Genomic DNA, 25,269 nt, shown 5'->3' on the forward strand with positions numbered 1-25,269 from the left:
TCATGATGAAAGGCCAACTCGCCGGCTTGATGAAGCAAGCCCAGGCGATGCAGGACAACCTGAAGAAGGCGCAGGAAGAGCTCGCCACCATCGAGGTCGAGGGCCAGAGCGGCGCCGGCCTCGTGAAGGTCGTCATGACCTGTAAGAACGAAGTCCGCCGCGTGACCATCGACCCCAGCCTGCTGGCGGACGACAAGGACATGCTGGAGGACCTCGTGGCCGCCGCCTTCAACGATGCGGTGCGCCGCGCCGAGGCCACGTCGTCCGAGAAGATGGGCAAGCTCACGCAGGGCATGCCCATGCCTCCGGGCATGAAGTTCCCGTTCTAAGGAATGAAACCCCCACGCGCTCTTCGAGCGCTTCCCCCCGAGGGCGCGCGGGCCTTCGTTGGGGCGGCCCGGCGGATGTTCCGGTGACCGCGCTTGAGACGCTGATCGAGGCGCTCAAGCGCCTGCCCGGCGTGGGCCAGAAGTCGGCGCAACGCATGGCCTATCACCTGCTGCAGCATGACCGGTTGGCCATGCCACGGCTGGCCGACGCGCTGACGGCGGCGGGCGAGCGCATCCACCACTGTGAGCGCTGCCACACCTTCAGCGAGGCCGCCCTGTGCGGCGTCTGCACCGACGCCGAACGCGACGGGCGGCTGCTGTGCGTCGTCGAGACGCCGGCCGACCAGGCGGCGCTGGAGCGCACGGGCTCCTACCGCGGCTACTACTTTGTGCTGCTGGGCCGGCTGTCGCCGCTGGACGGCATCGGCACGCGTCAGATCGGCGCGGCCGAACTGCTGGCGCGCGCGGCCGAAGACGGCGTGGAGGAGGTCATCCTCGCCACCAGTTTCACGGCCGAGGGCGAGGCCACGGCCCACGTGCTGGCCGAGGCGCTGCGCGCGCGTGGCATCAAGTCCACGCGGCTGGCGCGCGGCGTACCGGTGGGCAGCGAGCTGGAGTACGTGGACCTGGGCACCATCGCCCACGCCCTGTCCGACCGACGTTGAACGGAGTCACCATGACCATCGCCCAGTTGTGCCTGCTCGTCGCCTGCGTGCTGCCCGTGGCCTGCGCGGCGCTGGCCAAGTCGGGGGGGCTGGGCAAGCGACGGCGCGACGGCGGCTTCGACAACCACAACCCGCGCGAATGGCTGGCAAGGCAGCAGGGCTGGCGGGCGCGCGCGCATGCGGCCCAGGCCAATGGCTGGGAGGCGCTCCCCATCTTCCTGGCCGCACTGTTCGTCGCGCACCAGCACCAGACGGTGCAGGCCACCGTGGACCTGCTGGCGCTGGGCTTCATCGCCGCGCGGCTGGCCTACATTGGCCTGTACCTGGTCGATCAGGCCTGGCTGCGCTCGCTGGCCTGGCTGGCCGGCCTGGCGGCCTGCGTGGCGCTGTTCATCGTGCGCTGACGACGCGGCTGCGTCGTCAGCGCGCGGCGGATGCGACGCTGTTGCGGCCCTTGCCGCCGCGGTCCTTGTTGGCGACCTTGCGGGTCGACGTGGCCGGCTTGGACGTGCGCGCCGCCGTCTTGGACTTGCTGGCCGTGCTGCGCTTGGCGGCCGTGGCCGTAGCCTTCGCAGCGGTGTAGACGACGATGGCCTGGCCGGCCTTGAAGCGGCTTGAGCGGCCGACGTTGTTCCACTGCGCGACCTGCGCGGCGCTGACCTTGTAGCGCGCGGCCACGCTGGCCACGGTGTCGGCCTTGCCGGCTTTCAGCGTCAGCCGGCGCCGTGCCGGTGCGTCCGGCGAGAGGCTCAGGCTGGCGGTGTCGGCCAGGCGTTCGGACACGTCCGCCGTCACGTGAGGTGCGCGTGGCACCAGCAGCGTGGAGCCGCGCTTGACCAGCATCTTCGGCGGGATGCGGTTGATCTCACGCAGCGCCGACTCGGCCATGCCGTGGCGCTTGGCGGCTTCTGCCGGACTCATGGTCTTGGGCACCACCCAGGCTGTCCAGGTGGCCAGCGGACCACCGTGGCGGGCCAGGTTCTCGGCGAAGGCACTGGCCTGGTCGTAGGGCAGCAGCACCTGCTCGGTGGCCGCGGCCAGGATGACCGGCTTGTTCATCTGCGGGTTGAACTGCTGGAAAGTCTCCAGGTTCAGGCCGGCCAGCTCGGCGGCCAGCGCCACGTCGATGTCGCGCTCGATCTTCACGCTCAGGAAGTACGGGTGGTTGGCCACCGGCGGCAGGCTCAGCGCGAAGCGGTCCGGCGCCAGCACGATGTTCTTCACCGCCTGCAGCTTGGGCACGTAGTAGCGCGTCTCGTCGGGCATCTTCAGGCTGGCGTAGTCGGTCGGCAGGCCCAGCCGCGTGTTGCGCGCGATGGCCTTGCTGACGTTGCCCTGGCCCCAGTTGTAGGCGGCCAGCGCGAGGTGCCAGTCGCCGAACATCTTGTGCAGCCGGCCCAGGTAGTCGAGCGCGGCGCGCGTGGACGCCAGCACGTCGCGTCGGTCGTCGCGGAAGATGTTCTGCTTCAGGTCGAAGTCGCGGCCCGTGGCGGGCATGAACTGCCACATGCCGGTGGCCTTGGCGCTGGACACCGCATGCGTAACGAAGGCGCTCTCGATGAACGGCAGCAGCGCCAGCTCGGTGGGCATGCCGCGCTTCTCGACCTCTTCGACGATGTGGAACAGGTAGCGGCTGCCGCGCGTGGTCATGCGCTCGACGTAGTCGGGCCGGGCGCTGTACCAGGCCTCGGCCTTGCGCACCCAGTCGTCGTCCAGGTCCTGCATCTGGAAGCCCTGGCGCACGCGCCCCCAAAGGTCGACCTGTGCGGCGGGCTCGTCCAGGTCGATCTTGGTGCCGGGGCGCAGGTTGTCTTCCAGTAGCTCGGCCGCTAGCTGACGCACCGGCGCGGTGGCGACTGCGGGTTCGGCCGCAGCGGCGGCTTGCTGGACGGCCTGGGCGACTTCCGGCGCCGGTGGCGTGCCGGCGGCGGGGGCTTCGCCGCTCGGGGTGGTGGTGGCGCAGGCGGACAGCAGGGCCGCGAGCAGGAGGGGAGCGAGTCGTGAGATCAGCGTCATCGGAATCCGTTCTTCCATTCGCGCAACGTCGCGAACACGTCGACCGGGCTGGGCGCGGCCGACAGTTTCAGGGGCGCGTGGCGTCGCGCGGCGTCTTGCAGTGCGGATTGGTCGCAGCGCAGAAAGGGGTTGATGCGAACCTCGGTGCCGATGCGGGCGGGTAGCGTCGGCAGGCCGGCCTCGCGCTGCGCCTCGCACCAGCCGGCGTAGGCTGCCAGCTCGGCGTTGCCGGGGTCCACTTCGCGCGCGAAGCGCAGGTTGGACAAGGTGTATTCATGGGCGCAGCAGACACGCGTGTCGGCCGGCAGTGCGGCCAGCGACTGCAGCGACGCGTGCATCTGTGCCGGCGTGCCTTCGAACAGCCGGCCGCAGCCGCCGCTGAACAGCGTGTCGCCACAGAACAGCAGCGGACCGACGTCGCCGGCCTCGGCGGAGAAGTAGGCGATGTGGCCGGCGGTGTGGCCCGGCACGTCCATCACGGCGAAGCGGACGCCCAGCAGGTCGACCGTGTCGCCGCCCCGGACCCACGTTGCAGCGCGCTGAACGGCCTCGGGCATCTCCTCTTTGACCGGCGCGTAGACAGGCCCCCGCAGCCGCGGGCGCAGCGCGTCAACGCCACCCACGTGATCGCCGTGGTGGTGGGTCAATAGAATGCCGGCGAGCTCCAGGCCCCGCGCATCGAGGGCCGCGGCCACCGGACCGGCGTCTCCGGGATCGACGACGAGCGCCTCACGGCCGTTGTCCAGCAGCCAGAGATAGTTGTCGTCGAATGCGGGGAGCGGCGTGAGCGTCAAACTGAGCGTCAATGTGGCGCCAACCCATGACTGAGAAAGCGCCAAGTATAGATTTGGCAGCCTGGTTGCAGTCGCCGCCGGGCCGTTACCTGCTCGCCTGGGAACAGGCCCAGGTGGATGCGGCCGTGGTGGACCTTTTTGGTTTCAATGCGTTGCAACTGGGCCTGCCCGAACTGAACGGTCTGCAGGCCAATCGCATGCCGCACCGCTGGCTGGCGGGGCGTGATCTGCAATGCGAGTTCGATGCGTTGCCCTTCGAGAGCGCCAGCCTGGACCTGGTGCTGCTGCCCCACGCTCTGGAGCGCGCCTGCGACGCCCATGCGCTGCTTCGCGAGGTCGAGCGGGTGTTGAGGCCGGAAGGGCGGCTCATCGTTTTCGGCCTGAACCCGGCCAGCCTGTGGGGGTTGCGCCAGAACCTGGGCCGGCTGCGCCGGCGCAGCGAGCCGTACCTGCCCAGCGGCGGCGAATACATCGGCTACTGGCGGCTGCGCGACTGGCTGAAGCTGCTGAGCTTCGAGGTCGAGGCGGCGCGCTTCGGCCTCTACAAGCCGCCGCTTCGCACCGATGCCTGGCTGGACCGCTGGCAGTGGGTCGAGGGCGTCGGCTCGCGCTGGTGGCCCGTGCTGGGCGCCGCCTACTTCATCCAGGCGGTCAAGCGCGTGCACGGCATGCGCATGATCGGCCTGGCCAAGAAATCGCGTGCGGCTGCCAAGACGGCGCCGGCCGTCGCGCTAAACAACCATCACAGAAACGAATGAGCGAAACACCCAAGGCTGCCATGGCCATCAAGCGCCCGCAGGTCACCATCTACACCGACGGCGCCTGCAAGGGCAACCCAGGCCCGGGCGGCTGGGGCGCCTGGCTGCACAGCGCCGGCCATGACAAGGAGCTGTTCGGCGGCGAGCGCGAGACCACCAACAACCGCATGGAGCTGACCGCGCCCATCGAGGCGCTGGCGTCTCTCAAGCGCAGCTGCGACGTGATCGTCTACCTGGACAGCGAGTACGTGCGCAAGGGCATCACCGAATGGATCACCAACTGGCAGCGCCGCGGCTGGAAGACCGCCGATGGCAAGCCGGTGAAGAACGACGACCTGTGGAAGCGGCTGGACGCGCTGCGCAAGCTGCATCACGTCGAGTGGCGCTGGGTGAAGGGCCATGCCGGCGACCCGGGCAACGAGCGGGCGGACATGCTGGCGAACCGCGGCGTCGCCTCCATCGGTAAGTAAAGTCGGCGCCAGCTGAACCCCGGAGATCGCTGCATGAAGCCCTTGCTGCTCGCGTTGCTGTTCGCTGCCGTCGCCCACGGACAGGCCCAGGCGCAGACCTACACGGTGCTGTGCGTGAAGACGCCGTGCGGGCACCTGCAGCAGAGCGAGTCCGCGGGCCGGCTGGAGGTGGACTACCGCTATCGAAACAACGGCCGCGGGCCGGACCAGAAGGAAGTGCTGCAGTTCGCGCCCGATGGTGCCTGGATGAGCTACCGCACCGAGGGCGTGGCGACCTATGGCGCGCGCATTGACGAGAGCTTCGAGCGTGGCACAGATGGCCGCGCGCAGTGGCGTTCGCCGGTGGATCGCGGTGAGCAGCCCGGCGCCGCGCGCGAGGCGGTCTACCTGCCGGTGCAAGGCAGCCCGGCGTGGCTGGCGCGGGTGGCGCAGAGCCTGCTGGCCAGGGCGCCTGCGCTTACGCCCGCGCTGCCGGTGGGCCAACTGTCCGTGGAGCGGGTGCAGCGCCTGAGACTGCCGGGTCAGACCTTCGAGATCGGTCTGTACGCGCTCACTGGCCTGGAGCTGGAGCCCAGCTATGTGTGGCTGCGCGAGGATGACCGCCGTTTGTTCGCGCAGATCTGGCCCGGCTGGGGCGGCACCCTGGCGCAGGGCTTCGAGGGCGAGGTGGACCGGCTGTCCGACGCGCAGAAGGCGGCCGAGATCGCGCGGCTCCAGCGCATCGCGAAAGACCTGCCGCAGCCGCTGCCGGGCCTGACCGTCATCGAGGGCGTGCGCTGGTTCGACGCGCCCGCCGCGCGGTTGCAGGGGCCGTCAGACGTCTACCTGCGTGAAGGCCGCATTGCGGCCATCGTGAAGCCTGGCAGCCTGAAAGGCGTTACCCCGGCGCAGCGCATCAGCGGCAAGGGCCGCACGCTGCTACCCGGCCTGGTGGACATGCATGCCCACATCGGCCACGGTGACCTGCTGCTGAACCTGGCGGCTGGCGTGACCGCGGTGCGCGACGTGGGCAACAGCAATGCCGACGTGGCCGAACTGCGCGGGCGCATCACGCGCGGCGAGCTGCTGGGCCCGGCCATCTCGGCCAACGGCTTCATCGAGGGCAAGAGCCCGTTCTCGTCGCAGGCGGATTTCGTGCCGGACAACCTGTCCGATGCTCTGGCCGCCATCGACTGGTACGCCGCGAACGGCTACCGCCAGCTCAAGCTCTACAACTCCATCAAGCCCGAATGGGTGAAGCCAATGGTCGCGCATGCGCGCTCGCTGGGCCTGCGCACCGGCGGCCATGTGCCCGCGTTCATGACGGCCCGGCAGGCCGTGGAGGCCGGGTTTGATGAGCTGCACCACATCAACCAGCTCACGCTGAACTTCCTCGTCAGCAAGACCGACGACACGCGCACGCTGCTGCGCTTCAACCTGGTGGGCGACAAGGCCGCTGACCTGAAGCTCAACGACCTGCGCACGCAGGACTTCATCGCGCTGCTGAAGAAAAAGGGGACCGTCGTCGACGCGACGATGACCGCCTTCGAGGGGCAGTACACACAGCGGCAAGGCCAGCCCAACCCGAGCTACGCGATGGTGTCGTCGCACTGGCCGGCGGTCTTGCAGCGCAGCTACTTGTCGGCCGAGGTGGACATGGATGACGTGAAGGCGAAGCGCTGGGGCGCGAGCTGGAAGGTCATGATGGACCTGCTGCGCCGCATGCATGCGGCCGGCATCCCGCTGGTGGCCGGTACCGACGCGACGGCCGGCTTTGCGCTGCAGCGCGAGCTGGAGCTGTACGTGCAGGCCGGTATCCCGGCCGCGCAGGCGCTGAAGATCGCCACCTTCAACGGTGCGAAGTACAGTGAGCGGCTGGCCGACATCGGCAGCATCGAGCGCGGCAAGCGCGCCGACCTGCTGCTGGTGGACGGCGACCCGGTGGCCGACATCCGCGCACTGCGCCGCGTGGCGTTGGTGATCCAGGGCCTGCGCAACGAGACCCGGGCCTTGTCGCCCGCCGCGATGTACCAGTCCATGGGCATCCTGCCTTTCGTGCCGGCAGCCGAGGTGGTCCGATGAGACGTCTCGCGGCGCTGCTGCTGAGCCTGCCGCTGCTGGCGGGCGCCGACACCACGCTGCGCTTTTGCGCTGCGGGCAGCCCCAAGACCTTCGACACGACGGCCACCGACAGCGGCATCGACCACATCGCCCACCTGCCCATCTTCGGCACGCTGGTGGAGACTCAACGCGGCACCGACCGGCTCGTGCCGGGTCTTGCCACCAGTTGGAGCCTCAGCCCGGACGGCCTGGCCTACACCTTCGAGTTGCGCCGCGATGTCGCTTGGCAGGCCGTGGACGGCTTCAAGCCCACGCGCGCATTCAACGCCGACGACGTGGTCTTCACTTTCGGCCGGCTGCTCAGCCGTGACAGCGCATTCGCCAAGGCCCTGCCGGTGGTGTCACCCTATGTGCAGTCCTTCGGCTGGGAGCAGCTGATCCGCCAGGTCCAGAAGCTCGGTGACCACCAGGTCCGCATCACGCTGGCCGAGCGCGACGCGAGCTTCCTGTCCACGTTGACGCAGACCTTTTCGTCCATCCAGTCGGCCGAGCTGGGGGCGCAACTGCTGCAACGCGGCACGCCGCAGCGCATTGCCCAGATGCCGGTGGGCACGGGGCCGTTCCAGCTGAAGAGCTTCCGCAAGGACGCTGTCATCCGCTACAGCGCCCACCCGGGCTGGTGGCGTCGCGCCGAGGTGCCGCGGGCTGACCAGCTGGTGTTCGCCGTCACGCCCGATGCCACCGTGCGGGCACAGCGCTTGAAGCGTGACGAGTGCGACATCGCCGCGCCGGTCGGCCCGGTCGAGCTGGGCCAGCTGCAAAAGGACCCAGCCATCAAACTGGCCACGGCCCCGGGCCTGAACGTGGGCGTGCTGGCTTACAACACGAAGAAGCCCGCGCTCGCAAGGCTGGAAGTGCGCCAGGCGCTGGACATGGCCATCGACAAGGCCGCCATCCTGCGCACCGTCTACGGCGATGCCGGCACCGCAGCCACCACCGTCATCCCGGCATCCAGCTGGGCGCATGACGCCACGCTGAAGCCCGCGCCGCACGACCCCGCCAAGGCGCGTGAACTGCTGAAGAAGGCCGGCGTGCTGCCGCTGAACCTCACGCTGTGGGCGATGCCGGTCGTGCGTTTCTACAACCCTAACGGACAGTTGATGGCGCAGATGATCCAGTCCGATTGGGCCAAGGTTGGGGTCAACGTGCGCATCGTCACCTACGAGTGGGGCGAGTACCTGCGGCGCATCGACGCGGGCGATCACGACGTGGCCATGTCCGGCTGGAACGGCGATCCCGAGCCCACCGGCACGTTCGGCCAGCTGGCGTGCGGCTCGGCCAGCGGCACGTTCTGGTGCAATCCGGCCTACGACAAGCTGTTGAATCAGGCCCGCCAGGCGATGAGCCAGGCCGAGCGCAAGGCCTTGTACGCCAGCGCGCAGAAGATCGCGCTGCAGCAACTGCCCTGGACGCCGATGGCCTATGGCCGCGTGTCTGTGCCGATGCGCGCGGCGGTCAAGGGCTTCGTGCTGGACTTGGACGGCAGCACTTACTTTGATGGGGCTCTGCCCCGCTGATTGGACAAGAAGATGAGCATCAAGAGCGACAAGTGGATCCGCCGCATGGCCGAGCAGCACGGCATGATCGAGCCGTTCGAGCCCGGTCAGGTGCGCGAGCAGGACGGCCGCAGGATCGTCAGCTACGGCACCAGCAGCTACGGCTACGACATCCGCTGCGCGCCCGAGTTCAAGGTCTTCACCAACATCTACAGCACCGTGGTGGACCCCAAGAACTTCGACGAGAACAGCTTTGTCGACATCAACAAGGATGTCTGCATCATCCCGCCCAACAGCTTCGCCTTAGCGCGGACCATGGAGTACTTTCGCATCCCGCGCAACGTGCTGACCATCTGCCTGGGCAAGAGCACCTACGCGCGCTGCGGCATCATCGTCAACGTGACGCCGTTCGAGCCCGAATGGGAGGGCTACGTCACGCTGGAGTTCAGTAACACGACGCCGCTCCCCGCCAAGATCTATGCCGGCGAGGGGTGCGCGCAGGTGCTGTTCTTCGAGAGCGACGAGGTCTGCGAGACCAGCTACAAGGACCGCGGCGGCAAGTACCAGGGCCAGGTGGGCGTGACGCTGCCTAAGACTTGAGCGCAATCAGCGGCAGTTAGCGCTGCCTTTTCGGCCTTTATCGGGCCTTCGTTCGGCCGAGGCCTCGGCACCATGGCGGCATCCGCCCGATGCGTCCCCGAGGCCCCGCCATGATGATTCCGCTGCATCTCATTCCCGTTCCCGCTGACGAGCCCCGTGGCGCGGACGAGCCGGGCCATGCATGGAGCGGCCTGAAGATCGGGCACGGGGTGAACCTGGGCGACATCCGCGCGCTCGGGTTGACGGTAGCCAACGCAACGACCGGCCCGGTCTCCACCCGCGACCTGTTGCGCTTCGGCCAGCTGATGAGCGACGCCGGTCAGCCCATCAACCCGACGCGCATGCTGTACGACCGCCACTACGCGTTCGAATGCCTGGCAGCGGGTCATGGCAGCGAGCACGCGCGTCTGCGTGAGCTGTCGCTGGACCTGTATGAGGCTTACCAGTCCGCCGGGGAGTGGATCGGCTTGGCGCACTGAGCCCCCGGGCTTTCCCCGCCCCGATCCCTGCCTTTTCACACTCCGAAGCCAGGCGGCTGGCAGGGTAGGCTCGCGGTTTCGTTTCCCTCCGCGAACCGCATGACCCGTCACTCTCTCTCGCTGCTTTCAGCGGCCACTTTGGCCATGCTGGCCGCCACCGCCCATGCCGATGAAGGCATGTGGATGCCCAAGCAGCTGCCGCAGATCGCCAAGTCTCTGAAGGCCGGCGGCCTGGCGCTGGCCCCCACCAAGCTCAACGACCTGACCGCCTTCCCGATGGGCGCCGTCGTCTCGCTGGGCGGCTGCACGGCCAGCTTCGTGTCGCCGCAAGGCCTGGCGGTCACCAACCACCACTGCGCCTACGGCAGCATCCAGTACAACTCCAAGCCCGAACGCGACCTGCTGAAGAACGGGTTCTACGCGCAGACGCTGGCCGACGAGCTGCCCGCCGCCCCTGGCAGTCGCATGCTGGTGACCGTGGACATGCGGGACGTGACCGCCGAAGTGCTGAACGCGCAGACGCAGGCACTGACCGGCAAGGCCCGCACCGACGCCATCGAGGCCGCCGAGAAGAGGCTTGTGTCCGCCTGCGAGGCCGACACCGGCCACCGCTGCAGCGTGCCGGCTTTCTTTGGCGGTCTGCAGTACCAGCTCATCAAGCAGCTGGAGATCCGCGACGTGCGACTGGTGCACGCGCCGGCCACCGGCGTGGGTCTGTTCGGCGGTGATGCCGACAACTGGATGTGGCCGCGCCACACCGGCGACTACAGCTTCTACCGCGCCTACGTGGGCCCGGACGGCAAGCCCGCCGAGTTCAGCAAGGACAACAAGCCCTACGCGCCCAAGCACCACCTGAAGGTCGCGTCGCCCACGGCCAGTCCGCTGAACGAGGGCGACTTCGTCATGGTGGCTGGCTACCCTGGCCGCACCAACCGCCACCGCCTGCCCACCGAGGTGGACTTCGCCTTCGGCTGGCAGCAGCCCGCGCAGGTCAAGGCCATGGGCGAGTCCATCGACCTCATCAAGGCCGAGACCGCCGGCCGCCGCGAAGGCGAGATCCGCATGGCCACGCGCAGGCAGGGCCTGGAGAACTACTTCAAGAACCTGCAAGGCCAGCAGCAGAGCTACGACGGCAGCGACATCCTGGCGCGCAAGCAGGCCGGCTTCGATCAGCTCAAGGCCTGGGTCAACAGCTCGCCGCAGCGCCAGGCCCGCTACGGCGCCGACCTGGCCGCCGCCGAGCGCCTGATCGCCGAGCGCCAGGCCACCGCCCGCGCCGAGCACCTGATGAGCTTCATGGTGCCCGCACTGCTGAACTCGGCCCGCCAGCTCTACCAGATCGCGCAGGAGCGCGCCAAGCCCGACGCCGAGCGCAAGAGTGGCTACCAGGAGCGCGACCTGCCACGCCTGAAGGCCGGCCAGCAAAGCCTGGAGCGTCGCTACGACGAACCCACCGACAAGCGCCTGGCCGCGCACTTCCTGGCGCAATACCTGGCCCAGCCGGCCGACTCGCTGAACGCCGCCTGGCTGCAGGCGCTGGGCCTGAAGGCCGGGCAGGACGAGGCCGCCGTGCGCGCGCAGCTGGACAAGCTCTACGCCGCCAGCCAGCTATCCGACACCGCCGCCCGTATGGCCTGGCTGGACAAGGACGCCGCCGCGTTCCAGGCCAGCAGCGACGCCTTCATCCGCGCCGCGGTGGCCTTGTACGCGGACGACGAGCGTCGCGAGGACCGCGACAAGGAGCTGGCCGGCAAGCTGCAGAAGGCCTACGCCGGCGTGCAGCAGGCCATGATCGACTACCACGCAAGCCGCGGCGAGGCTGTCTACCCGGACGCCAACAGCACGCTGCGCATCAGCTATGGCAAGGTGCAGGGCCGCGACGTGGGTCGCGACGGCGAAAGCTGGAAGGCCTTCACGACGCTGCGCGGTATCCAGGCCAAGCACAAGGGCCCGGACGAGGCGGGGGGCGAGTTCAACGCCCCGGCCGAGCAACTGACGGCCATCAAGGCGCGCAACTTCGGCGCCTACTACGTGAAGGACCTGGACTCCGTGCCGGTCAACTTCCTGTCCACGCTGGACACCACCGGCGGTAATTCCGGCAGCCCGGTGCTGAACAAGAAGGCTGAACTGGTCGGCCTGTTGTTTGACGGCACCCTGGACGCCGTCATCTCCGACTGGGACTTCAACCCCAAGATGGTCCGCAGCATCTGCGTGGACTCGCGCTACATGCTGTGGCAGATGAGCACGGTGGACAAGACCACGCGGCTGTTGGATGAGATGGGCGTCAAGTAAGCCCCACGCGCATCCCACAAAACCGGCCCCTAGAGGCCGGCTTTTTTCGTTGTGCGCCAGGCATGGCGCGCAGCGCCGTGACTGAGGCTGTCTGGCTCGCTCCCCGTGGTCGAGCTTGCCACGTCGGAAAGTTGGCCTCGACCCGTCGCGCCAGCACCATCGCCCGCAGCAAGACTGCCTGCGAACTGAAGTGGACCTCATACGAATGAGGCGACCATCGCCTCACTCCCGCGCCACCGCCTCCACCTGGATGCGCAGGTTCACATCCATCTTGAAGCCCCATTCCTTGCCGATGCCCAGGCCGTAGTCCTCGCGGTTGAAGCTCCCGGATGCGTCTGCACCGCAGAAGTCGCGCTTGTGCAGGGGGTGCGGGATGCACTTGATGTGGTGCAGCGCCAGCGTCAACGGGCGGGTCTTGCCGTTCAGGGTTAGCTCGCCCACCAGCTTGCCCGGCAGCGGACCCTCGAAGCGGCCCTTGAACGTGGCGCTGGGGTTCTTCTCCACATTGAAGAACTTCTCGCCGCGCGCCCAGGCGTTCATCGCTTCCAGGCCGAAATCAATGCTGGCCAGGTCCATCTGCACGTCCACGCTGCCGGTGTCAGCGGCCTTGTCGTAGATCACGGTGCCCGCGCTCTTGTTCAGCTTGCCGCGCCAGTAGGACAGGCCCATGTGGTCGGCCTCGAAGCTGGGGTAAGTGTGGGTGGGATCGATGTCGTAGGTGACGGGCGCGGCCGTCGCAGCGGCGGTGGCGAGCAAGGAGGCAGCGAGCAGGGGCAGGTGTTTCATTGCAGGGTCCTGGGTGTTGGGTGAAGCCTTACGACGAGTGGCCGGTTCGGCTTTCGACAAGGGCGGCCGTTAGCATCGCCGCATGCTGCGTCTATTGTTGACAGGATGGATGCTCGCGCTGCTCGCCGGCTGCGCCAGCCCACCGCCCCCGCCACCCGACGGTTGGCAGACGCTCGCGCCCGGGTTGACCCACCGCGCCTGGGCGCCCTGGCAGAACAGCGACGTTCATGCCTTGCGTGTGGACCTCGGCCGCGTGCGCGTCACGCTGTCGCCGCCCGGCGAGGCCGGCCAGCCGCTGGACCAGATGCCCAGCCGCCGCGGCGCACTCGCCAGCATCAACGCCTCCTTCTTCGACAGGGAATTCCGCCCCCGCGGCCTGACCGTATCGGACAGCCAGCCCTGGCCCGCGCTGCTGAAGGCGCCCGCCACGGCCAGGGACCCGCTGCTGGCGTGTGACACCACCTGCACCATCCGCTTCGACGCGCCCGCTGCGCCCGAGTCCGGCTGGCGCCTGGCCGTGAGCGGCACGCCCTGGCTGGTGCGCGATGGCAACGCCCGCACGGCGGCGGACGACGCGAGCTGTGCCAACCTGTGCGCCCAGACCCACCCGCGCACCGCTGTGGGCCTGGACGCGTCGGGCCGCCAGCTCATCGTGCTGCTGGCCGCCGGCCGGCGCGGTGACTTGAAGGGCCTGACGCTGGCTCAGACGGCGCAGCTGATGCGCGAGCTGGGCGCGGTGCAGGCGTTCAACCTCGACGGCGGTGGCTCGTCCACGCTGCTGATCGGCGGCGAATCGCGCCTGCCGCGCCCCCTCAACGAGCCCGCGCTGCGCCGCGTGGCCAATGCCTTGCACCTGACCCCCCGATGAATCTCCGCTCCCTGACCGTCCTCGGCGCCGCGCTGCTGCTGGCCGCCTGCACCACCCCCCTTCAGCCGGGCGAGAAGCGCTACAGCGCCGCTGAACTGCTGGCCCTGAAGCCAGCCGACCTGAGCTGGCCGGCCACGTCCACCGTCGGTGAGCGCGCGCTGCGCGAGGCCGCGGTGGCCGACATCCGCGCCCGGCTGGTGCTGCCCGCCGGGCCCGAGCGGGAAGCGGCGTTGCCGAAGCTGTTCGATCTCGTGGCGCAGTACAACGCAGAGATCGCCGCGGCTCGCCCGCTGCTGCTGCAAGCCTTGCCCACGCTGGGCCAGCGCGACGCCGAGACGCAGCGCGCCCTGCTGACCGCCGCCCACACGCTGTATGCCACCGACGCCGCACCGCTGATCTGGCCGTTGCTGCCGCAGCTGACGACCAGCAAGCCCTTCGCCATCGCCGCTTACACGCTGCTGCAAGCCGACGGCGCCGCCGCCGACCGGCTGCGCGTGATGCTGCCGCAGCAGTTCCCCAGCTGGGCCGATGACGCGCGGCTGACCGCGCTGATGCAGCGGCTGCGCCCCTCGGCCGCTGCGCAGCCACCGCTGGCCGAGCTGCTGGCGGCGCCGCTGCGGCCGGGATTTCCGGTCATCGTCAGTCTGCAGCGCCCGGGCCGGCAGGTCATGGGTCTGGCGCTGGTGCGCGATGCCGGCGGGCGCTTCGTGCGCGACGGTGCCGGCCAGCTGTTCACGTCGCCGCAGTTGGCGCTGGCGCGTAGCGGCCTGCCGGGCACGATCACCAATGGCAACACGCCGCAAGGGCTGTTCACTGTCGTTGGCGCAGGCACGGCCACCAATCCCAACATCGGCCCCACGCCCTACTTGCACAGCAAGCTGCCGGTCGAGGCCACGCCGGCCGAGTTCGAGCATGTGCCCGCTCCCGGCGCGGCGGCGTGGGACGAGGCGCTGTACGACAGCTACCTGCCACCCAGCTGGCGCGCCTGGCCGCCCATCAAAGAAGCGCTGCTTTCCGGCCGCGCCGGCCGCGACGAGCTGCTGGTGCACGGCAACACCATCAACCCGGCTTACTACGCCGGTACGACCTACCACCCCGGCGCGCCCCAGCAGGGCTGCCTGGTCTCGCACGAAGACTGGGACGCCGCCACCGGCCGCCTCGTCGCGAGCCGGCAGCTGACGCTGGCGCAGACCTATGCGGGTGCCGGTGCGCGATCGGACCTGGCGGGCTATCTGATCGTCGTGGAGCTGCCGGGTGAGGGGGCGGTGACGCCCGCCGAGGCGCATGCCCTGGTGATGGCGGCGGGCCGATGAGTACCGTGTGCGCGCTGCAGCGAGGTGTCGTTCTGGCCCTGGCCCTGACCCCGCTGGCACCGCTGTCGCCAGTCGTTGCCGACGAGGCGGCGCGCCTGGTCCCCAGCGCCGATGGCCAGGAGCTGATCGACGCTGCTGCGGGCCTGGCCTGGGCGCGCTGCCCGCAAGGCCAGCGCTGGGATGGCGGGCAATGCGCCGGCGAGGCAGTGCTGGCCACGCATGCGCAGGCGCTGGCCTTTGCGCGGGCGCACAGCGCCGCCGAGGGGCAGTCTTGGCGGCTGCCGCGCGTGCCTGAGTTGAAGCACTTCTTCGAGCGTCTGCGGCTGGGCAAGGAGGCGGCGCTGTTGGCGTCGGCCGGGCCGGCGGGCTGGTACTGGAGCAGCACCACCCGCATCGAAAGCGAGGCGGTGAACCCCTATGCCTACCGCAACGTGGAGCGCGGCGCGACGCAGCGCCAGGTGGACCGGTTGGTGGTGAACACCGGCTGGGCCGTGCAACAACCCGGCGGCGCCGCGCGCGGCGACATGGCCAAGCGCGAGACGCTGGCCGTGCGGCTGGTGAGGCCGCTGCAACCCTGACCCACCATGGACCTGCTGAAGACCTTTGCCCTCTTCGTCGTCACCGCGCTGGCCGAGATCGTGGGCTGCTACCTGCCCTGGCTGTGGCTGAAGCAGGGCGCTTCGGCCTGGCTGCTGTTGCCGGCCGCCGCCAGCCTGGCGCTGTTTGCGTGGCTGCTTACCCTGCATCCCACCGCCGCCGGCCGCATCTACGCGGCCTATGGCGGCGTCTACATCGGTGTGGCCCTCGTCTGGCTGATGGTGGTGGACCAGGTGAAGCCGACGATGACGGACTGGGTGGGCGTGTGCCTGTGCTTTGCCGGCATGGTGGTCATCATGGCCGGCTCGCGGCCGTCGGCCTGACCTCGCCTTGCTGCGCCACTGCCCGGGCATGTGCGAGGGCGGGTTCGGCTGCTGCGCAGCCCAGCGCTGCCTGCGGCTCGTCGGCCCAGCGTGGCAGCTGTGCGTGGAAGGCCTGTGTGGTCGTCGTCAAGGCCTCGACGCGCGCGTCCGGCCAGCCGGCCAGGCGACCCAGGGCCGCAGCCTGTTGCAGCAGCGTGGCCGAATCGGCGCTGGCGGCCATCCGCTCAGCCACCTCGGCGCAGCTGGCGGGTTGCGCCGCACAGGGCGCCTCCAGTAACTCCAGCCCCTCGGGTGCCATCGACGCGTCGCGCGCCAGCGTCTCGCGTGCGAGGCGGGCACGCAGGTAGGCGGCGGGCGGTGGCTGCAGCGTGTCCAGCGCGGCCTGCACGGTGGCGGTGAGGCCGCCGGGGTGTTCGCGCCAGTGGCTTGCGCGGGTCAGGTGTCGCCAGGCCTGCGGCCAGGTCGGCGCGACGGCCAGCTGGTGCAGGCCGTTGCCGGGCTCGGCGTGCAGGCGTTGCACCGCGAGCGCGTGGCGGCACGCGGCCGGGTCATCGGTGTGGCCGCAGGCTGAGGCGGCCCAGCGCAGCGCCAGGGCTTCGCCTCCGGCGTGGGCCTCGGCGAGCAGGCCGGCCGCCCATGCGGCCTGGGCAGACGCCTCCGGCGCTTCAGGCTGGCGCAGCAGCCACGCGGCCACGCGCTGGCGGGCATCGCCGGCGGCCAGCGCGTGTTGCAGGCGTTCCTGCAGCTCCAACAAGGCCAGGCGGCCCAGCGGCGCGGGCAGCTGATCGAAGCTGTCTACCGTGCCGCCGGTGGCCTGCAGCGGCAGGCGACCCAGGCCGCAAAGCTCGGTGGCGGCAGGCGCTGCGGCCACCGGGCGAACCTGGGGCTCGACAAGCTCGGGCGCTTTGGCGATCCGCGGCGCTGGCAGCGGTGCAAACGCAACTGTCTGTGGAGGCGGGAGCCTCGGAGCGCCCGAGGGGTCGTCGGCAGGTGCCAGCCAGGCAACGCTGGCCAGTGCGGCCAGTGCGGCAAGTGCTGTGAGGGAAAGGGCGGTCCGGCGGTTCACGGCGCGCAGCATCGGCCAGCGGCGGCTGGCCGGGCACCGGGAAACCGATAGGCCCGGCGCGCACCGCGGCCTGCAGAATGCGCCGCGCCCGGCCGTCTCCCTCGCCGGGCTTTGCACGTCAGTCGCTGCGCCAGGCCGCGCAGATCGTCGGTGCATGCCGCCCCGTGCTACGGGCCCTGCATCCACCCACGAGATCATTTCCATGACGGCATCCCCTCGCTTGCTTCGTCACGCCGGCGCGCCGCGTCGCCCGGCTGCGCCTTTGTTGACCCTGGCCTTGCTGATCGCGCTGCCGGCGGGGGCAGCCACCTCCACAGCCACCCGGCCGCAGCTGTCGTCATCGGAGCAGGGCAGCTACACGGTGGCCAGCTTCCTGGGAAGCTGGAGCCCGGGCACCGTGGGCACCAAGAGCACGGGCGACTACGTCGTCAGCCCCAGCGGCCCGTACAAGACCGTGCAGGCCGCCGTCAACGCGGCCATCAAGGCCGGCGGCACCACGCGCAAGTACATCCAGATCAAGGCCGGCACCTACACGGGGCTGGTGGTCATTCCGTCCGGAGTGCCGCTGACGGTGTACGGCGACAGCCAGACCGGCGTGGTGCTGCAGCTGGGGGCGCACTACGCGATGACCGGCTCGGCTTTCAGGTCGGCTGTGGGCAACGCGGCCGACTTCGGCAGCGGCGCGCCCAGCCGCGTCAGCAGCTACTACAACGACTGCGGCGGCCGCAGCACGCTGGGCACCAACTGCACGGCCACAGTGGTCAGCTATGCCAGCCAGCTGCAGGTCAAGAATCTCACCATCCAGAACACCTACGGCGAGAACAACGCCGCGGCCAACGGCCAGCACCAGGCCGTGGCCTACCTGAACAACGGCGGTGACCAGGTGCAGCTGGACACCGTGCGGCTGCTGGGCAACCAGGACACGTTGTGGCTGGCCGGCTCGGGCAAGCGCACCCATGTGCGCAACAGCTTCATCCAGGGCGACGTGGACTTCATCTTCGGCGACATGACCGCCGTGTTCGACGCCTGCGAGATCCGCTACACGAACGCGCGCACCAGCACCGGCGTCGTCGCCGCGCCCAGCCATGTGCTGGGCAACAAGGGTTTCTTGTTCAAGGGCGGCTCGTTCACGACGACGGGTGGCAGCAACAGCGTGTCGTTCGCGCGGCAGTGGACGCAAAACGGCGGGACCACGGGCCAGATGATCGTGCGCGAGGTCAACCTGGGCGGCCACATCAAGAAGACCGCGCCCTGGGCGGACTGGAACAGCAGCAACCCGGTCAACTACGGCAGCGCCGGCAACCGCCGCCTGGCCGAGTACGCCAACACGGGCAGCGGCGCCGCGCCCTGACGCCGCTTACTCCTCAGCGGCTTCGAGATTGGCGCGCAGCCGCGCCAGCAGGGCCAGCAACTGGTCCAGTTCCGCCTGGCTGAAGTCCCGCACTGCCGCCTGCGCCACCTGCTCACCATGGCGGCGCAGCCGGCGGTGCAGCGCCTGTCCGGCCTCGGTCAGCGCCAGGCGCTGCGTGCGGCGGTCGGTGGCATCAGCGCTGGCCTCGATGAGGCCGCGCGCCTTCAGCGACGCAATGAGCCGGGCGATCTGCGCCTTGTCGCGCCCGCTGCGCAGCACCAGGTCGGTCTGCGTGGCGCCTGCATGTCGGCCGATGAAGCCCAGAGCGCGGGCCTCCATGTGCGTCAGCGCGGCCTCGTCATGCGCGGCCGTCTCGCGCGGCTGGCGGCCGCGGTGGAGGTGCATCAGCGCGTGAAGCAGGTCGAAGATCTCCCCCGCGGGTGCCAGGGATTTTGAGTTGACTTTATCAACTGTCTCGCTCATGATGGGTGACATTATCAACCAATTGATCTTCCTATCATGTCCGATATGACCCCCGTCCGCCGCGTGCAGCGCGTGCGGCATGAGATCCATCGCCGCGAGCTGACTGTGACCGATGTGCAGCGTCGAGACGGCCGCTTCGTCGTCGTCACACTGCAGGGCGATTCGCTGAAGAGCTTCGTGTCCAGCTCGTTCGACGACCACGTCAAGCTGGTGCTGCCCCACCCCGACCCGGGTGCAAGTGGTCCGTTGATGCGCGACTACACGCCGCGCGCCTTCGACACACAGTGCGGCGAGCTGGTGCTGGAATTCGCACTGCACGGCAGCGGCCCGTTCAGCACCTGGGCCGCGCAGGCGGCGCCGGGGCAGACCTTGACCGTCGCCGGCCCACGGGGCTCCATGGTCATCCCGACGGACTACGCCTGGCACTGGCTGGTGGGGGACGACACGGCCTGGCCGGCCATCGCGCGGCGGCTGGAGGAACTGCCGGCCGACGCGCGCGTGTCGCTGTGGCTGCTGATGGACGATGCGCCCACGCTGCCCGCGCGCCGTCCGACGTCGCTGGACCTGCACGTGCTGTCCACGCCTGCGGCGCTGCTGCAAGCCCTGCGCGGCGTGTCGTTGCCGGAGGGCGAGGGCTACGTCTGGTGTGCCGGTGAGGCGCAGGCGATGACGCAACTGCGCGAGCTGATGCTGCGAGACAAGGGCCACCCCAAGGAGGCGCTGAAGGTGGCGGCCTACTGGAAGCAGGGTGCCGAAGGCTTTCATGCGCGGCTGGACGAGGAGGCACCCGCTCAGGCTGACTGAAGCAGGCGTCTCGCCAGCGACCGAGGGCGTCATGCCGCATTCGACAATGTCTTCATGAGCCTGTCGCTGAACGAAACACCCGCCGCAATGTCCGCTGACCCCGCGCGGGGCTGGCTGCGCTGGTTCGCACCGCTGCTGTTGGCCTGGATGGTGCTGCTGGCGGCCTGCGCCACCGGGACGGTCCCACCGCACCGGGTGAGCTTGGAAATCGACGACCGGCGAGTGCAGGTGCAGGTGGCCGACCAGGCCTTGTTGCAACCCCCCGCTCGGCCCGACCGTGGACCCGGCCACTACTTCGTCGGCTGGTTCCAGCCCGATGCCGGCCCGGGCCGCATGTGGGACTTCGCGCATGACCGCGTCACGACCGACTTGGCGCTGAAGGCCAAGTTTGTGCCGCTGTCGGCGACCAACGTCGTCGTGGATGCCTACCTGGAAGAGTCCTGGCGCGGCCCCTTCACCTTTCGCACGCTGCAGGAACTGAAGGCTGCGAATATCGCGGACGGCACGACGGTGAACTTCACGCCTGGCGTCTACTGGACCGACGACCACCGCGACCCACACGACGCTAACACGCCGCTGCATCCCGGCTTGGTAGGCATCGCCTTCCCACAGTCCGGCCTCACTTTCCAGGGTCTCACGTCGAATGCCGACGACGTGCGCATCGCCGGCAACCGCGGCCAGACCGTGGGTTCCAACGGCAACTGGAACGTCATCGGCATCGGCACCGGCTTTTCGGCCCGGCACCTGACCTTCGCCAATTACACGTCGGTCGATCTGGTCTTCCCGCGCGACCCGTCGCAGAACCTGCCGCGCCGCGGCGATGCCCGCGTGCAGGCGCAGACGCTCACATCTGCAGGTGGCCCGTTGGACCGCCTGTACTTCGAGAACGTGCGTTTCGTCAGCCATCTGAACCTGCTGGCCATCGGCCCGCAGCGTGCCTACTTCAGGAACTCCTACTTCCAGCTGACCGACGACGCCATCGCCGGCGGCGCCTTGAACGTGTTCGAGGGCTGCACCTTCGACTTCCACGGCAGCCATCCGTCCTGGGGTGGTTCGTCCACGCTGGCAGTGTTCCTGAACTCGACCTTCAATTTCATGAACGACAGCCCCGCCTTCTGGTTCGCCAAGAGCGGCGGCCACTGGGCGCTGATCGACAACCGCTTCGTCGGCCCCCATCAGGAGATCCGCTGGGAGAACGTGCAGCGGCCGGACGTGAAGCAGCTCGTCCACAACAACCGCTACGCCGATGGCACGCCGGTCGTGTTCGACCCGCGGCATCCGCAGGTCACCCAGGGGCTCGGCCCCGAGGCCTTGAAGAGCTTCAAGGTCGGCGCGGCCTACAACGTCCACAACCTCCTGCGCGGCCACGATGGCTGGAATCCGTCGGGCCAGCAGGTTCGGCATGACGCCGCGTTCAAGCTGACCCTGGCGGCCAGCGCGAGCCGAGTGCCGTCCGACGATCCGGCCCACGAGGTGGTGCTGACGCCGGCCACGACGCCGGCCGCCGCCTTCGCGCCCGGCGCGATCCGGTTCGACTTCGATGCCGCGCTGTTCACCCGGCTGCCGGACCGTGGTGACGGCCTGCTGCGGCTGCGCGCGAAGCGGCAGGCCACGGGCCGCATCGTCGACACCGTCGTCACCGCCACGGCACCCAACGGCCTGGCGGCGCAGGCGACGCTGCGCGTGCTGCCCGTCGCCGTGGCGCCGCCGGTGGTGCGGGGTTCGCCGGCCATGACGCTGGTGCCGGACCAGGCCCGGCTGCAGCTCGCCTACGACCAGCCGGCCCTCGTCGACCGCTCCACCATCACCTGGTTTCGCGGCAGCGCGCCCGGCGACAAGGCGGTGGAGGTGGCCCAGGCGACGCGCGACTACGCGCTGTCGGCCGGCGACATCGGCCACCACCTCACCGCCGTCATCATGCCGCGCTACGAGTTCAGCGCGCCGGCCGCCGCCATCGAGGTGAGCAGCCCGCGTGCCGTGGCTGCGGCCGATGTGACGCAGCCGCACGTCATCGCGACTGACTTTGCCCACGTGAGCTGGGCGGGCCACGCGCTGGGCCAGCCCGATGTCTGGTACGCCGACAGCTTCAAGCCCGACGACGTGGCGGCGACCTGGGTGCCGTCTGCCGCAGCGCCCTGGGCCCACATCGTGGGCGACCGTGACGGCGCCGTCGACGTGGCCGGGCTGGTGACGGCCACGCAGGGAGCACGGCTGCTCTACGAGCCGCGCGGCACGTATGCCGACATGGCGCTGACCCTGGCGCTGACGCCCGAGAAGGTGGCCGGCCAGGGCTTTGGCAGCGCGACCGGTCAGTACCTGGAGGTCTACCTCAAGTGGGACGCACGGACCCGCAGCGGCTATGCACTGCGCTTGCAGCGGCTGGCCAGCGACCCGCTGGACGGCAACCGACCTATCCCGTCGTCAGGCAACTCGGTGCGGGTGTCGATGCTGCAGGTCGTCAACGGTGTGCGCACGGTGCTGCCCGGCGCCTTGGTGGACAGCTCGGTGTTCATGCCGGGCGCCACCCTGCGCTTCGAACTGGCGGGCGACCTGCTGTCGGCCCGCGTGACGACCCGCTCGCCGCAGACCGGCGTGCAGGCCCGCTACGGGCTGCCGCACGAGGTGCACTTCAGCGCGAAGCTGCCGGGTGTGGCCAGCAAGGCCGGCGGCTTCGGCGTGCAGTTCACCGGCACGGCGTCGGCCGGCAACCGGACTTTCTTGGAGCGGCTGGTGGTCAGGCTGCAGCCGCGCTGAAGCTCAGACGGTCGGGTAGGTGCCGGGAACCAGGATCTCGCGAGTCACGTTCGTCAGCTGCGTGTGGCCGCAGAAGGCCATGCTGACGTCCAGCTCCTTGTGCAGCATCTGCAGCATCTTGGTGACGCCGGCCTCGCCCATGGCGCCCAGACCGTAGACCATCGCGCGGCCCACCATCGTGCCCTTGGCGCCCAGCGCCCAGGCCTTCAGCACGTCCTGGCCGGAGCGGATACCGCCGTCCATCCAGACCTCGATCTGGTCGCCCACTGCTGCCACGATGGCCGGCAGCGCATGGATGCTGCTAGGCGCGCCGTCCAGCTGCCGGCCGCCGTGGTTGCTGACGACGATGGCGTCGGCGCCGGCCTGCACGGCCAACTTGGCATCCTCGACTTCCATGATGCCCTTCAGGATCAGCTTGCCGCCCCACTTCTCCTTGACCCAGGCGATGTCCGCCCAGGACAGGCGCGGGTCGAACTGCTCGTTGGTCCAGGCCGACAGCGAGCGCATGTCGCTGACGCCCTTCACATGGCCCACGAGGTTGCGGAAGGTGTGGCGCTTCGTGCCCGCCATGCCCAGCACCCAGCGCGGCTTGGTGGCCAGGTTGATGAGGTTGGCCAGCGTGGGCCGCGGTGGCGCGGTCAGGCCGTTCTTCAAATCCTTGTGGCGCTGGCCGATGACCTGCAGGTCCAGCGTCAGCACCAGGGCTGAGCATTTGGCGGCCTTGCAGCGGTCGATCATTCGAGCCATCGCCTCGCGGTCGCGCATCATGTAGAGCTGGAACCAGAACGGCGCGGTGGTGTTCTCGGCGATGTCCTCGATGGAGCAGATGCTCATCGTGCTCAGCGTGAACGGGATGCCGAACTTCTCGGCCGCGCGCGCGGCGTGGATCTCGCCGTCGGCGTGCTGCATGCCGGTCAGGCCTACGGGCGCGATGGCCACGGGCATCTTGGCGTCCTGGCCGATCATCTTCACCGCCGTGCTGCGACCTTCCATGTTCACCGCCACCCGCTGGCGCAGCTTGATCGGCTGGAAGTCGGTCTCGTTGGCGCGGTAGGTGGTCTCGGTCCAGGAGCCGGAGTCGGCGTAGTCGTAGAACATGCGCGGCACGCGCTTCTCGGCGAGTTGACGCAGGTCTTCGACGCAGGTAATGACGGGCATGGCGCGGCCTTTGGAGGGAAGGCCGCGATGCTAGGCCCCGCACTGCCAGGACAGCCGGAAAAAACCTCAGCCGGTGCCGGAAGAGTTTTCCGCGGCCAGCGTGGCGCAGTGTGTGTGCAGCCAGCGCGCGAAGGCGTCGGCCGCCTGGCTGGGCCGGTGCACGAGCACGCCGTAGTGGCGCTCGGCCGGCACCGTCAGCGCAAACGGCTGCACCAGCCGGCCCTCGGCCAGCTCGTGGCGGGCCAGGCTCAGCCGCGCCAGCGCCACGCCCTGGCCGGCCAGCGCGGCGGCCAGCACCAGGCCCAGGTCCACCAGGCGTGGGCCATCGTCGGGCTCGGGCGCGTCCGACAGGCTGGCGGCGTTCAGCCACGGCGCCCAGGGTTGCAGCGGCGTGCGCAGCAGCGGCAGCGCCAGCAGGTCGGCCGGTTCACGCAGCGGCGCGTGGGCGGCCAGCAGTGCCGGCGCGGCCAGCGGCGTCAGCCAGTCGCGCAGCAGCACCTGCTCCGGTGCGATGTCGCCGGGCACGGCGCCGTGGCGGATCTCCACGTCCGCCCCGGCATCGCCCTCGGCCAGCAGCGGCACCGACAGCGTCAGCTCCAGCTCGACATGCGGATGCGCGGCCGTGAAGCCGGGCAGCGCGGGCACGATGAGCTGGCGCGCGAAGGTGGGCGTGGAGCTGACGCGCAGCCGCTCGCGCCGCGGCCCGGCGCGCTGGTGCAGCGGCATGGCCTGCAGCAGCGCCAGTGCCTGGCGCACCTGGGGCAGGTACTCGTGGCCGGCGGGCGTCAGGCTCAAGGCCCGCGGGGGCTGGCGCAGGAACAGCGGCAGGTCCAGCCGTTCCTCCAGCCCGGCCACGCGCTTGGCGACCGCGCTGGCGCTCAGCGCCAGTTCGGCCGCTGCGGCCTCGAAGCTGCCGGCGCGGGCCACCGCATCGAAGGCGAGCAACGCGTCGAGCGAGGGCAGGCGCAGCGGGCGCACGGCGGCCGGGTCAGAAGGTTAGCGTCGTCGGGCCGGCGTCGCGCGAGGTGGGGCGCAGGTACTGGCCGACCGTGCCGGCCATGGCCACCATCACGCCGGCCGCCATGCGCCCGGCCAACTGCCAGCGCTGCGTGCGCTCGGCACGGCGCCTGCGCGGCTGGACGACGGCCTGCACCAGCGCCAGTTCCTGCTGGCGTTCGTTCAGCAGGAATACCAGCCGGTGCGGGTCGGAGAACCGCATGGCCAGCGCGCGCACCGCCTTCAGCTCGCGGCGGTGCACCAGCACGCCCTGCGGGCGCAGTTGCGACCCCAATGTGCGGCTGCGCAGGTACAGCGCCTTGGCCGCCAGGCGGTCGGGCAGGCAGCCCACGCCGGCGAACAGGCAGTTGGCGAGATTGAAAGTGGCCTCGGCATGGCCCAGCGCGGCGGCGGCCACGTAGGCCGACAAGCCCCTGTCCTCGTCGGCCGGGCCGCCGCGGCCCGTCATCAGCACACGGCCCAGCTGAAAGTGGCCGATGGCGCTGCCGTTCGAGGCGGCCCGCTCCAGCAGCGCGCGCGCCTGCACCGGGTCCGCCGGCATGCCCAGCCCTTCGAGCTGGCACAGCCCCAGCATCGCCACGCCGTCGCTGTCGGCGGTCTCGGCGGCCGCCCGGAACCAGCCCAGCGCGCGCCGGTAGTCCGGCGGCGTGGCATGGAGCAGCGTCAGCCCGAGCTGCAACGGGTTGACGGCCGGCGTGTTCAATGCCGCGACGGGGGATAGGGGGCCAGGGCGGGGTTGTGCGGAGTTCA

General features: G+C 69.8%; 25 protein-coding genes. 17 read left to right on the top strand and 8 right to left on the bottom strand.

Annotated elements, in window-relative coordinates; all coding sequences use genetic code 11:
- Nucleotides 1–2 precede the first annotated feature (2 nt).
- The 3 genes from ACG02S_RS13480 (at nt 3) to ACG02S_RS13490 (ending at nt 1,398) form a co-directional block, all read left to right on the top strand.
- Nucleotides 3–329 (top strand): YbaB/EbfC family nucleoid-associated protein, encoded by a 327-nt coding sequence (locus ACG02S_RS13480; RefSeq protein ID WP_394470971.1) that lies wholly within the window; start codon nt 3–5, stop codon nt 327–329.
- Nucleotides 330–412: 83 nt separating this feature from the next.
- Nucleotides 413–994 (top strand): recombination mediator RecR, encoded by a 582-nt coding sequence (gene recR, locus ACG02S_RS13485; RefSeq protein ID WP_394470972.1) that lies wholly within the window; start codon nt 413–415, stop codon nt 992–994.
- A gap of 11 nt (nt 995–1,005) precedes the next feature.
- The gene (locus tag ACG02S_RS13490; protein ID WP_394470973.1) at nt 1,006–1,398 is read left to right on the top strand and encodes an MAPEG family protein; all 393 of its coding nucleotides are present in this window, start codon (nt 1,006–1,008) and stop codon (nt 1,396–1,398) included.
- Nucleotides 1,399–1,414: 16 nt separating this feature from the next.
- Here the strand turns inward: ACG02S_RS13490 and ACG02S_RS13495 are convergent, their stop codons facing one another.
- Together ACG02S_RS13495 and gloB are read right to left on the bottom strand one after the other, a co-directional pair.
- Nucleotides 1,415–3,010 (bottom strand): transglycosylase SLT domain-containing protein, encoded by a 1,596-nt coding sequence (locus ACG02S_RS13495; protein ID WP_394470974.1) that lies wholly within the window; start codon nt 3,008–3,010, stop codon nt 1,415–1,417.
- Nucleotides 3,007–3,804, bottom strand: a complete 798-nt coding sequence (gene gloB / locus ACG02S_RS13500; protein WP_394471151.1) for a hydroxyacylglutathione hydrolase — start codon at nt 3,802–3,804, stop codon at nt 3,007–3,009. Before gloB ends, ACG02S_RS13495 begins: the two co-directional genes overlap by 4 nt.
- A 53-nt stretch (nt 3,805–3,857) precedes the next feature.
- Here gloB and ACG02S_RS13505 point away from each other — a divergent pair, with 53 nt between their 5' ends.
- The 7 genes from ACG02S_RS13505 (at nt 3,858) to ACG02S_RS13535 (ending at nt 11,999) form a co-directional block, all read left to right on the top strand.
- Entirely contained in the window at nt 3,858–4,562 is a 705-nt protein-coding gene (locus tag ACG02S_RS13505) for a class I SAM-dependent methyltransferase (RefSeq protein WP_394470975.1), read from the top strand.
- Nucleotides 4,559–5,032 (top strand): ribonuclease HI, encoded by a 474-nt coding sequence (gene rnhA / locus ACG02S_RS13510; protein ID WP_394470976.1) that lies wholly within the window; start codon nt 4,559–4,561, stop codon nt 5,030–5,032. Before ACG02S_RS13505 ends, rnhA begins: the two co-directional genes overlap by 4 nt.
- Before the next feature lie 33 nt (nt 5,033–5,065).
- Nucleotides 5,066–7,093: an amidohydrolase family protein gene (locus tag ACG02S_RS13515; protein WP_394470977.1), complete on the top strand. Its 2,028-nt coding sequence runs from the start codon at nt 5,066–5,068 to the stop codon at nt 7,091–7,093.
- Complete coding sequence (locus ACG02S_RS13520; protein WP_394470978.1) at nt 7,090–8,649, top strand: ABC transporter substrate-binding protein; 1,560 nt, start codon at nt 7,090–7,092, stop codon at nt 8,647–8,649. Before ACG02S_RS13515 ends, ACG02S_RS13520 begins: the two co-directional genes overlap by 4 nt.
- Nucleotides 8,650–8,661: 12 nt before the next feature.
- Nucleotides 8,662–9,228 carry a dCTP deaminase gene (gene dcd, locus ACG02S_RS13525; protein ID WP_394470979.1) on the top strand — a complete coding sequence of 189 codons (567 nt, stop codon included), beginning with the start codon at nt 8,662–8,664 and terminating at the stop codon, nt 9,226–9,228.
- A 110-nt stretch (nt 9,229–9,338) separates the two neighbouring features.
- Nucleotides 9,339–9,707: a hypothetical protein gene (locus ACG02S_RS13530; RefSeq protein ID WP_394470980.1), complete on the top strand. Its 369-nt coding sequence runs from the start codon at nt 9,339–9,341 to the stop codon at nt 9,705–9,707.
- Nucleotides 9,708–9,806: 99 nt separating this feature from the next.
- Nucleotides 9,807–11,999: a S46 family peptidase gene (locus ACG02S_RS13535; protein WP_394470981.1), complete on the top strand. Its 2,193-nt coding sequence runs from the start codon at nt 9,807–9,809 to the stop codon at nt 11,997–11,999.
- 222 nt (nt 12,000–12,221) lie between these two features.
- Here the strand turns inward: ACG02S_RS13535 and ACG02S_RS13540 are convergent, their stop codons facing one another.
- Entirely contained in the window at nt 12,222–12,785 is a 564-nt protein-coding gene (locus ACG02S_RS13540) for a YceI family protein (RefSeq protein WP_394470982.1), read from the bottom strand.
- An 82-nt stretch (nt 12,786–12,867) separates the two neighbouring features.
- Between ACG02S_RS13540 and ACG02S_RS13545 the strand changes: the two genes are divergently transcribed.
- Genes ACG02S_RS13545 through ACG02S_RS13560 form a run of 4 tightly spaced genes read left to right on the top strand, consistent with a single transcriptional unit; the run spans nt 12,868 to nt 15,886 of the window.
- Nucleotides 12,868–13,653, top strand: a complete 786-nt coding sequence (locus tag ACG02S_RS13545; protein WP_394470983.1) for a phosphodiester glycosidase family protein — start codon at nt 12,868–12,870, stop codon at nt 13,651–13,653.
- The gene (locus ACG02S_RS13550) at nt 13,650–14,966 is read left to right on the top strand and encodes a hypothetical protein (protein WP_394470984.1); all 1,317 of its coding nucleotides are present in this window, start codon (nt 13,650–13,652) and stop codon (nt 14,964–14,966) included. Before ACG02S_RS13545 ends, ACG02S_RS13550 begins: the two co-directional genes overlap by 4 nt.
- Nucleotides 14,963–15,544, top strand: a complete 582-nt coding sequence (locus ACG02S_RS13555) for an Lcl domain-containing protein (RefSeq protein ID WP_394470985.1) — start codon at nt 14,963–14,965, stop codon at nt 15,542–15,544. The genes ACG02S_RS13550 and ACG02S_RS13555 overlap by 4 nt, the downstream gene beginning before the upstream one ends.
- 6 nt (nt 15,545–15,550) lie before the next feature.
- Nucleotides 15,551–15,886 (top strand): YnfA family protein, encoded by a 336-nt coding sequence (locus tag ACG02S_RS13560; protein WP_394470986.1) that lies wholly within the window; start codon nt 15,551–15,553, stop codon nt 15,884–15,886.
- Here ACG02S_RS13560 and ACG02S_RS13565 read toward each other — a convergent pair.
- Nucleotides 15,858–16,757, bottom strand: a complete 900-nt coding sequence (locus tag ACG02S_RS13565) for a hypothetical protein (protein WP_394470987.1) — start codon at nt 16,755–16,757, stop codon at nt 15,858–15,860. The two genes, ACG02S_RS13560 and ACG02S_RS13565, sit on opposite strands and share 29 nt — an antisense overlap.
- 397 nt (nt 16,758–17,154) lie before the next feature.
- Here ACG02S_RS13565 and ACG02S_RS13570 point away from each other — a divergent pair, with 397 nt between their 5' ends.
- The gene (locus ACG02S_RS13570) at nt 17,155–18,303 is read left to right on the top strand and encodes a pectinesterase family protein (RefSeq protein WP_394470988.1); all 1,149 of its coding nucleotides are present in this window, start codon (nt 17,155–17,157) and stop codon (nt 18,301–18,303) included.
- A gap of 6 nt (nt 18,304–18,309) precedes the next feature.
- Here ACG02S_RS13570 and ACG02S_RS13575 read toward each other — a convergent pair whose 3' ends face one another.
- Nucleotides 18,310–18,786, bottom strand: a complete 477-nt coding sequence (locus ACG02S_RS13575; protein WP_394470989.1) for a MarR family winged helix-turn-helix transcriptional regulator — start codon at nt 18,784–18,786, stop codon at nt 18,310–18,312.
- Between the two features lie 45 nt (nt 18,787–18,831).
- Here ACG02S_RS13575 and ACG02S_RS13580 point away from each other — a divergent pair, with 45 nt between their 5' ends.
- Nucleotides 18,832–19,590 carry a siderophore-interacting protein gene (locus ACG02S_RS13580; RefSeq protein WP_394470990.1) on the top strand — a complete coding sequence of 253 codons (759 nt, stop codon included), beginning with the start codon at nt 18,832–18,834 and terminating at the stop codon, nt 19,588–19,590.
- A 54-nt stretch (nt 19,591–19,644) separates the two neighbouring features.
- Nucleotides 19,645–22,344, top strand: coding sequence for a pectinesterase (locus ACG02S_RS13585; protein WP_394470991.1), 2,700 nt, complete (start codon nt 19,645–19,647; stop codon nt 22,342–22,344).
- Between the two features lie 3 nt (nt 22,345–22,347).
- Here ACG02S_RS13585 and ACG02S_RS13590 read toward each other — a convergent pair whose 3' ends face one another.
- The 3 genes from ACG02S_RS13590 to ACG02S_RS13600 all read right to left on the bottom strand — a co-directional run bounded on the left by ACG02S_RS13590 (nt 22,348) and on the right by ACG02S_RS13600 (nt 25,222).
- On the bottom strand, nt 22,348–23,502 hold the full coding sequence (locus tag ACG02S_RS13590) for an alpha-hydroxy acid oxidase (protein WP_394470992.1): 1,155 nt from the start codon (nt 23,500–23,502) through the stop codon (nt 22,348–22,350).
- Nucleotides 23,503–23,568: 66 nt separating this feature from the next.
- The gene (locus ACG02S_RS13595) at nt 23,569–24,480 is read right to left on the bottom strand and encodes a LysR substrate-binding domain-containing protein (RefSeq protein WP_394470993.1); all 912 of its coding nucleotides are present in this window, start codon (nt 24,478–24,480) and stop codon (nt 23,569–23,571) included.
- A 10-nt stretch (nt 24,481–24,490) separates the two neighbouring features.
- Complete coding sequence (locus ACG02S_RS13600; RefSeq protein ID WP_394470994.1) at nt 24,491–25,222, bottom strand: tetratricopeptide repeat protein; 732 nt, start codon at nt 25,220–25,222, stop codon at nt 24,491–24,493.
- Nucleotides 25,223–25,269: the final 47 nt, after the last annotated feature.

The sequence above is a fragment of the Pelomonas dachongensis genome (assembly GCF_043555865.1).
In the GTDB taxonomy this organism is placed as follows: domain Bacteria; phylum Pseudomonadota; class Gammaproteobacteria; order Burkholderiales; family Burkholderiaceae_C; genus Pelomonas; species Pelomonas dachongensis.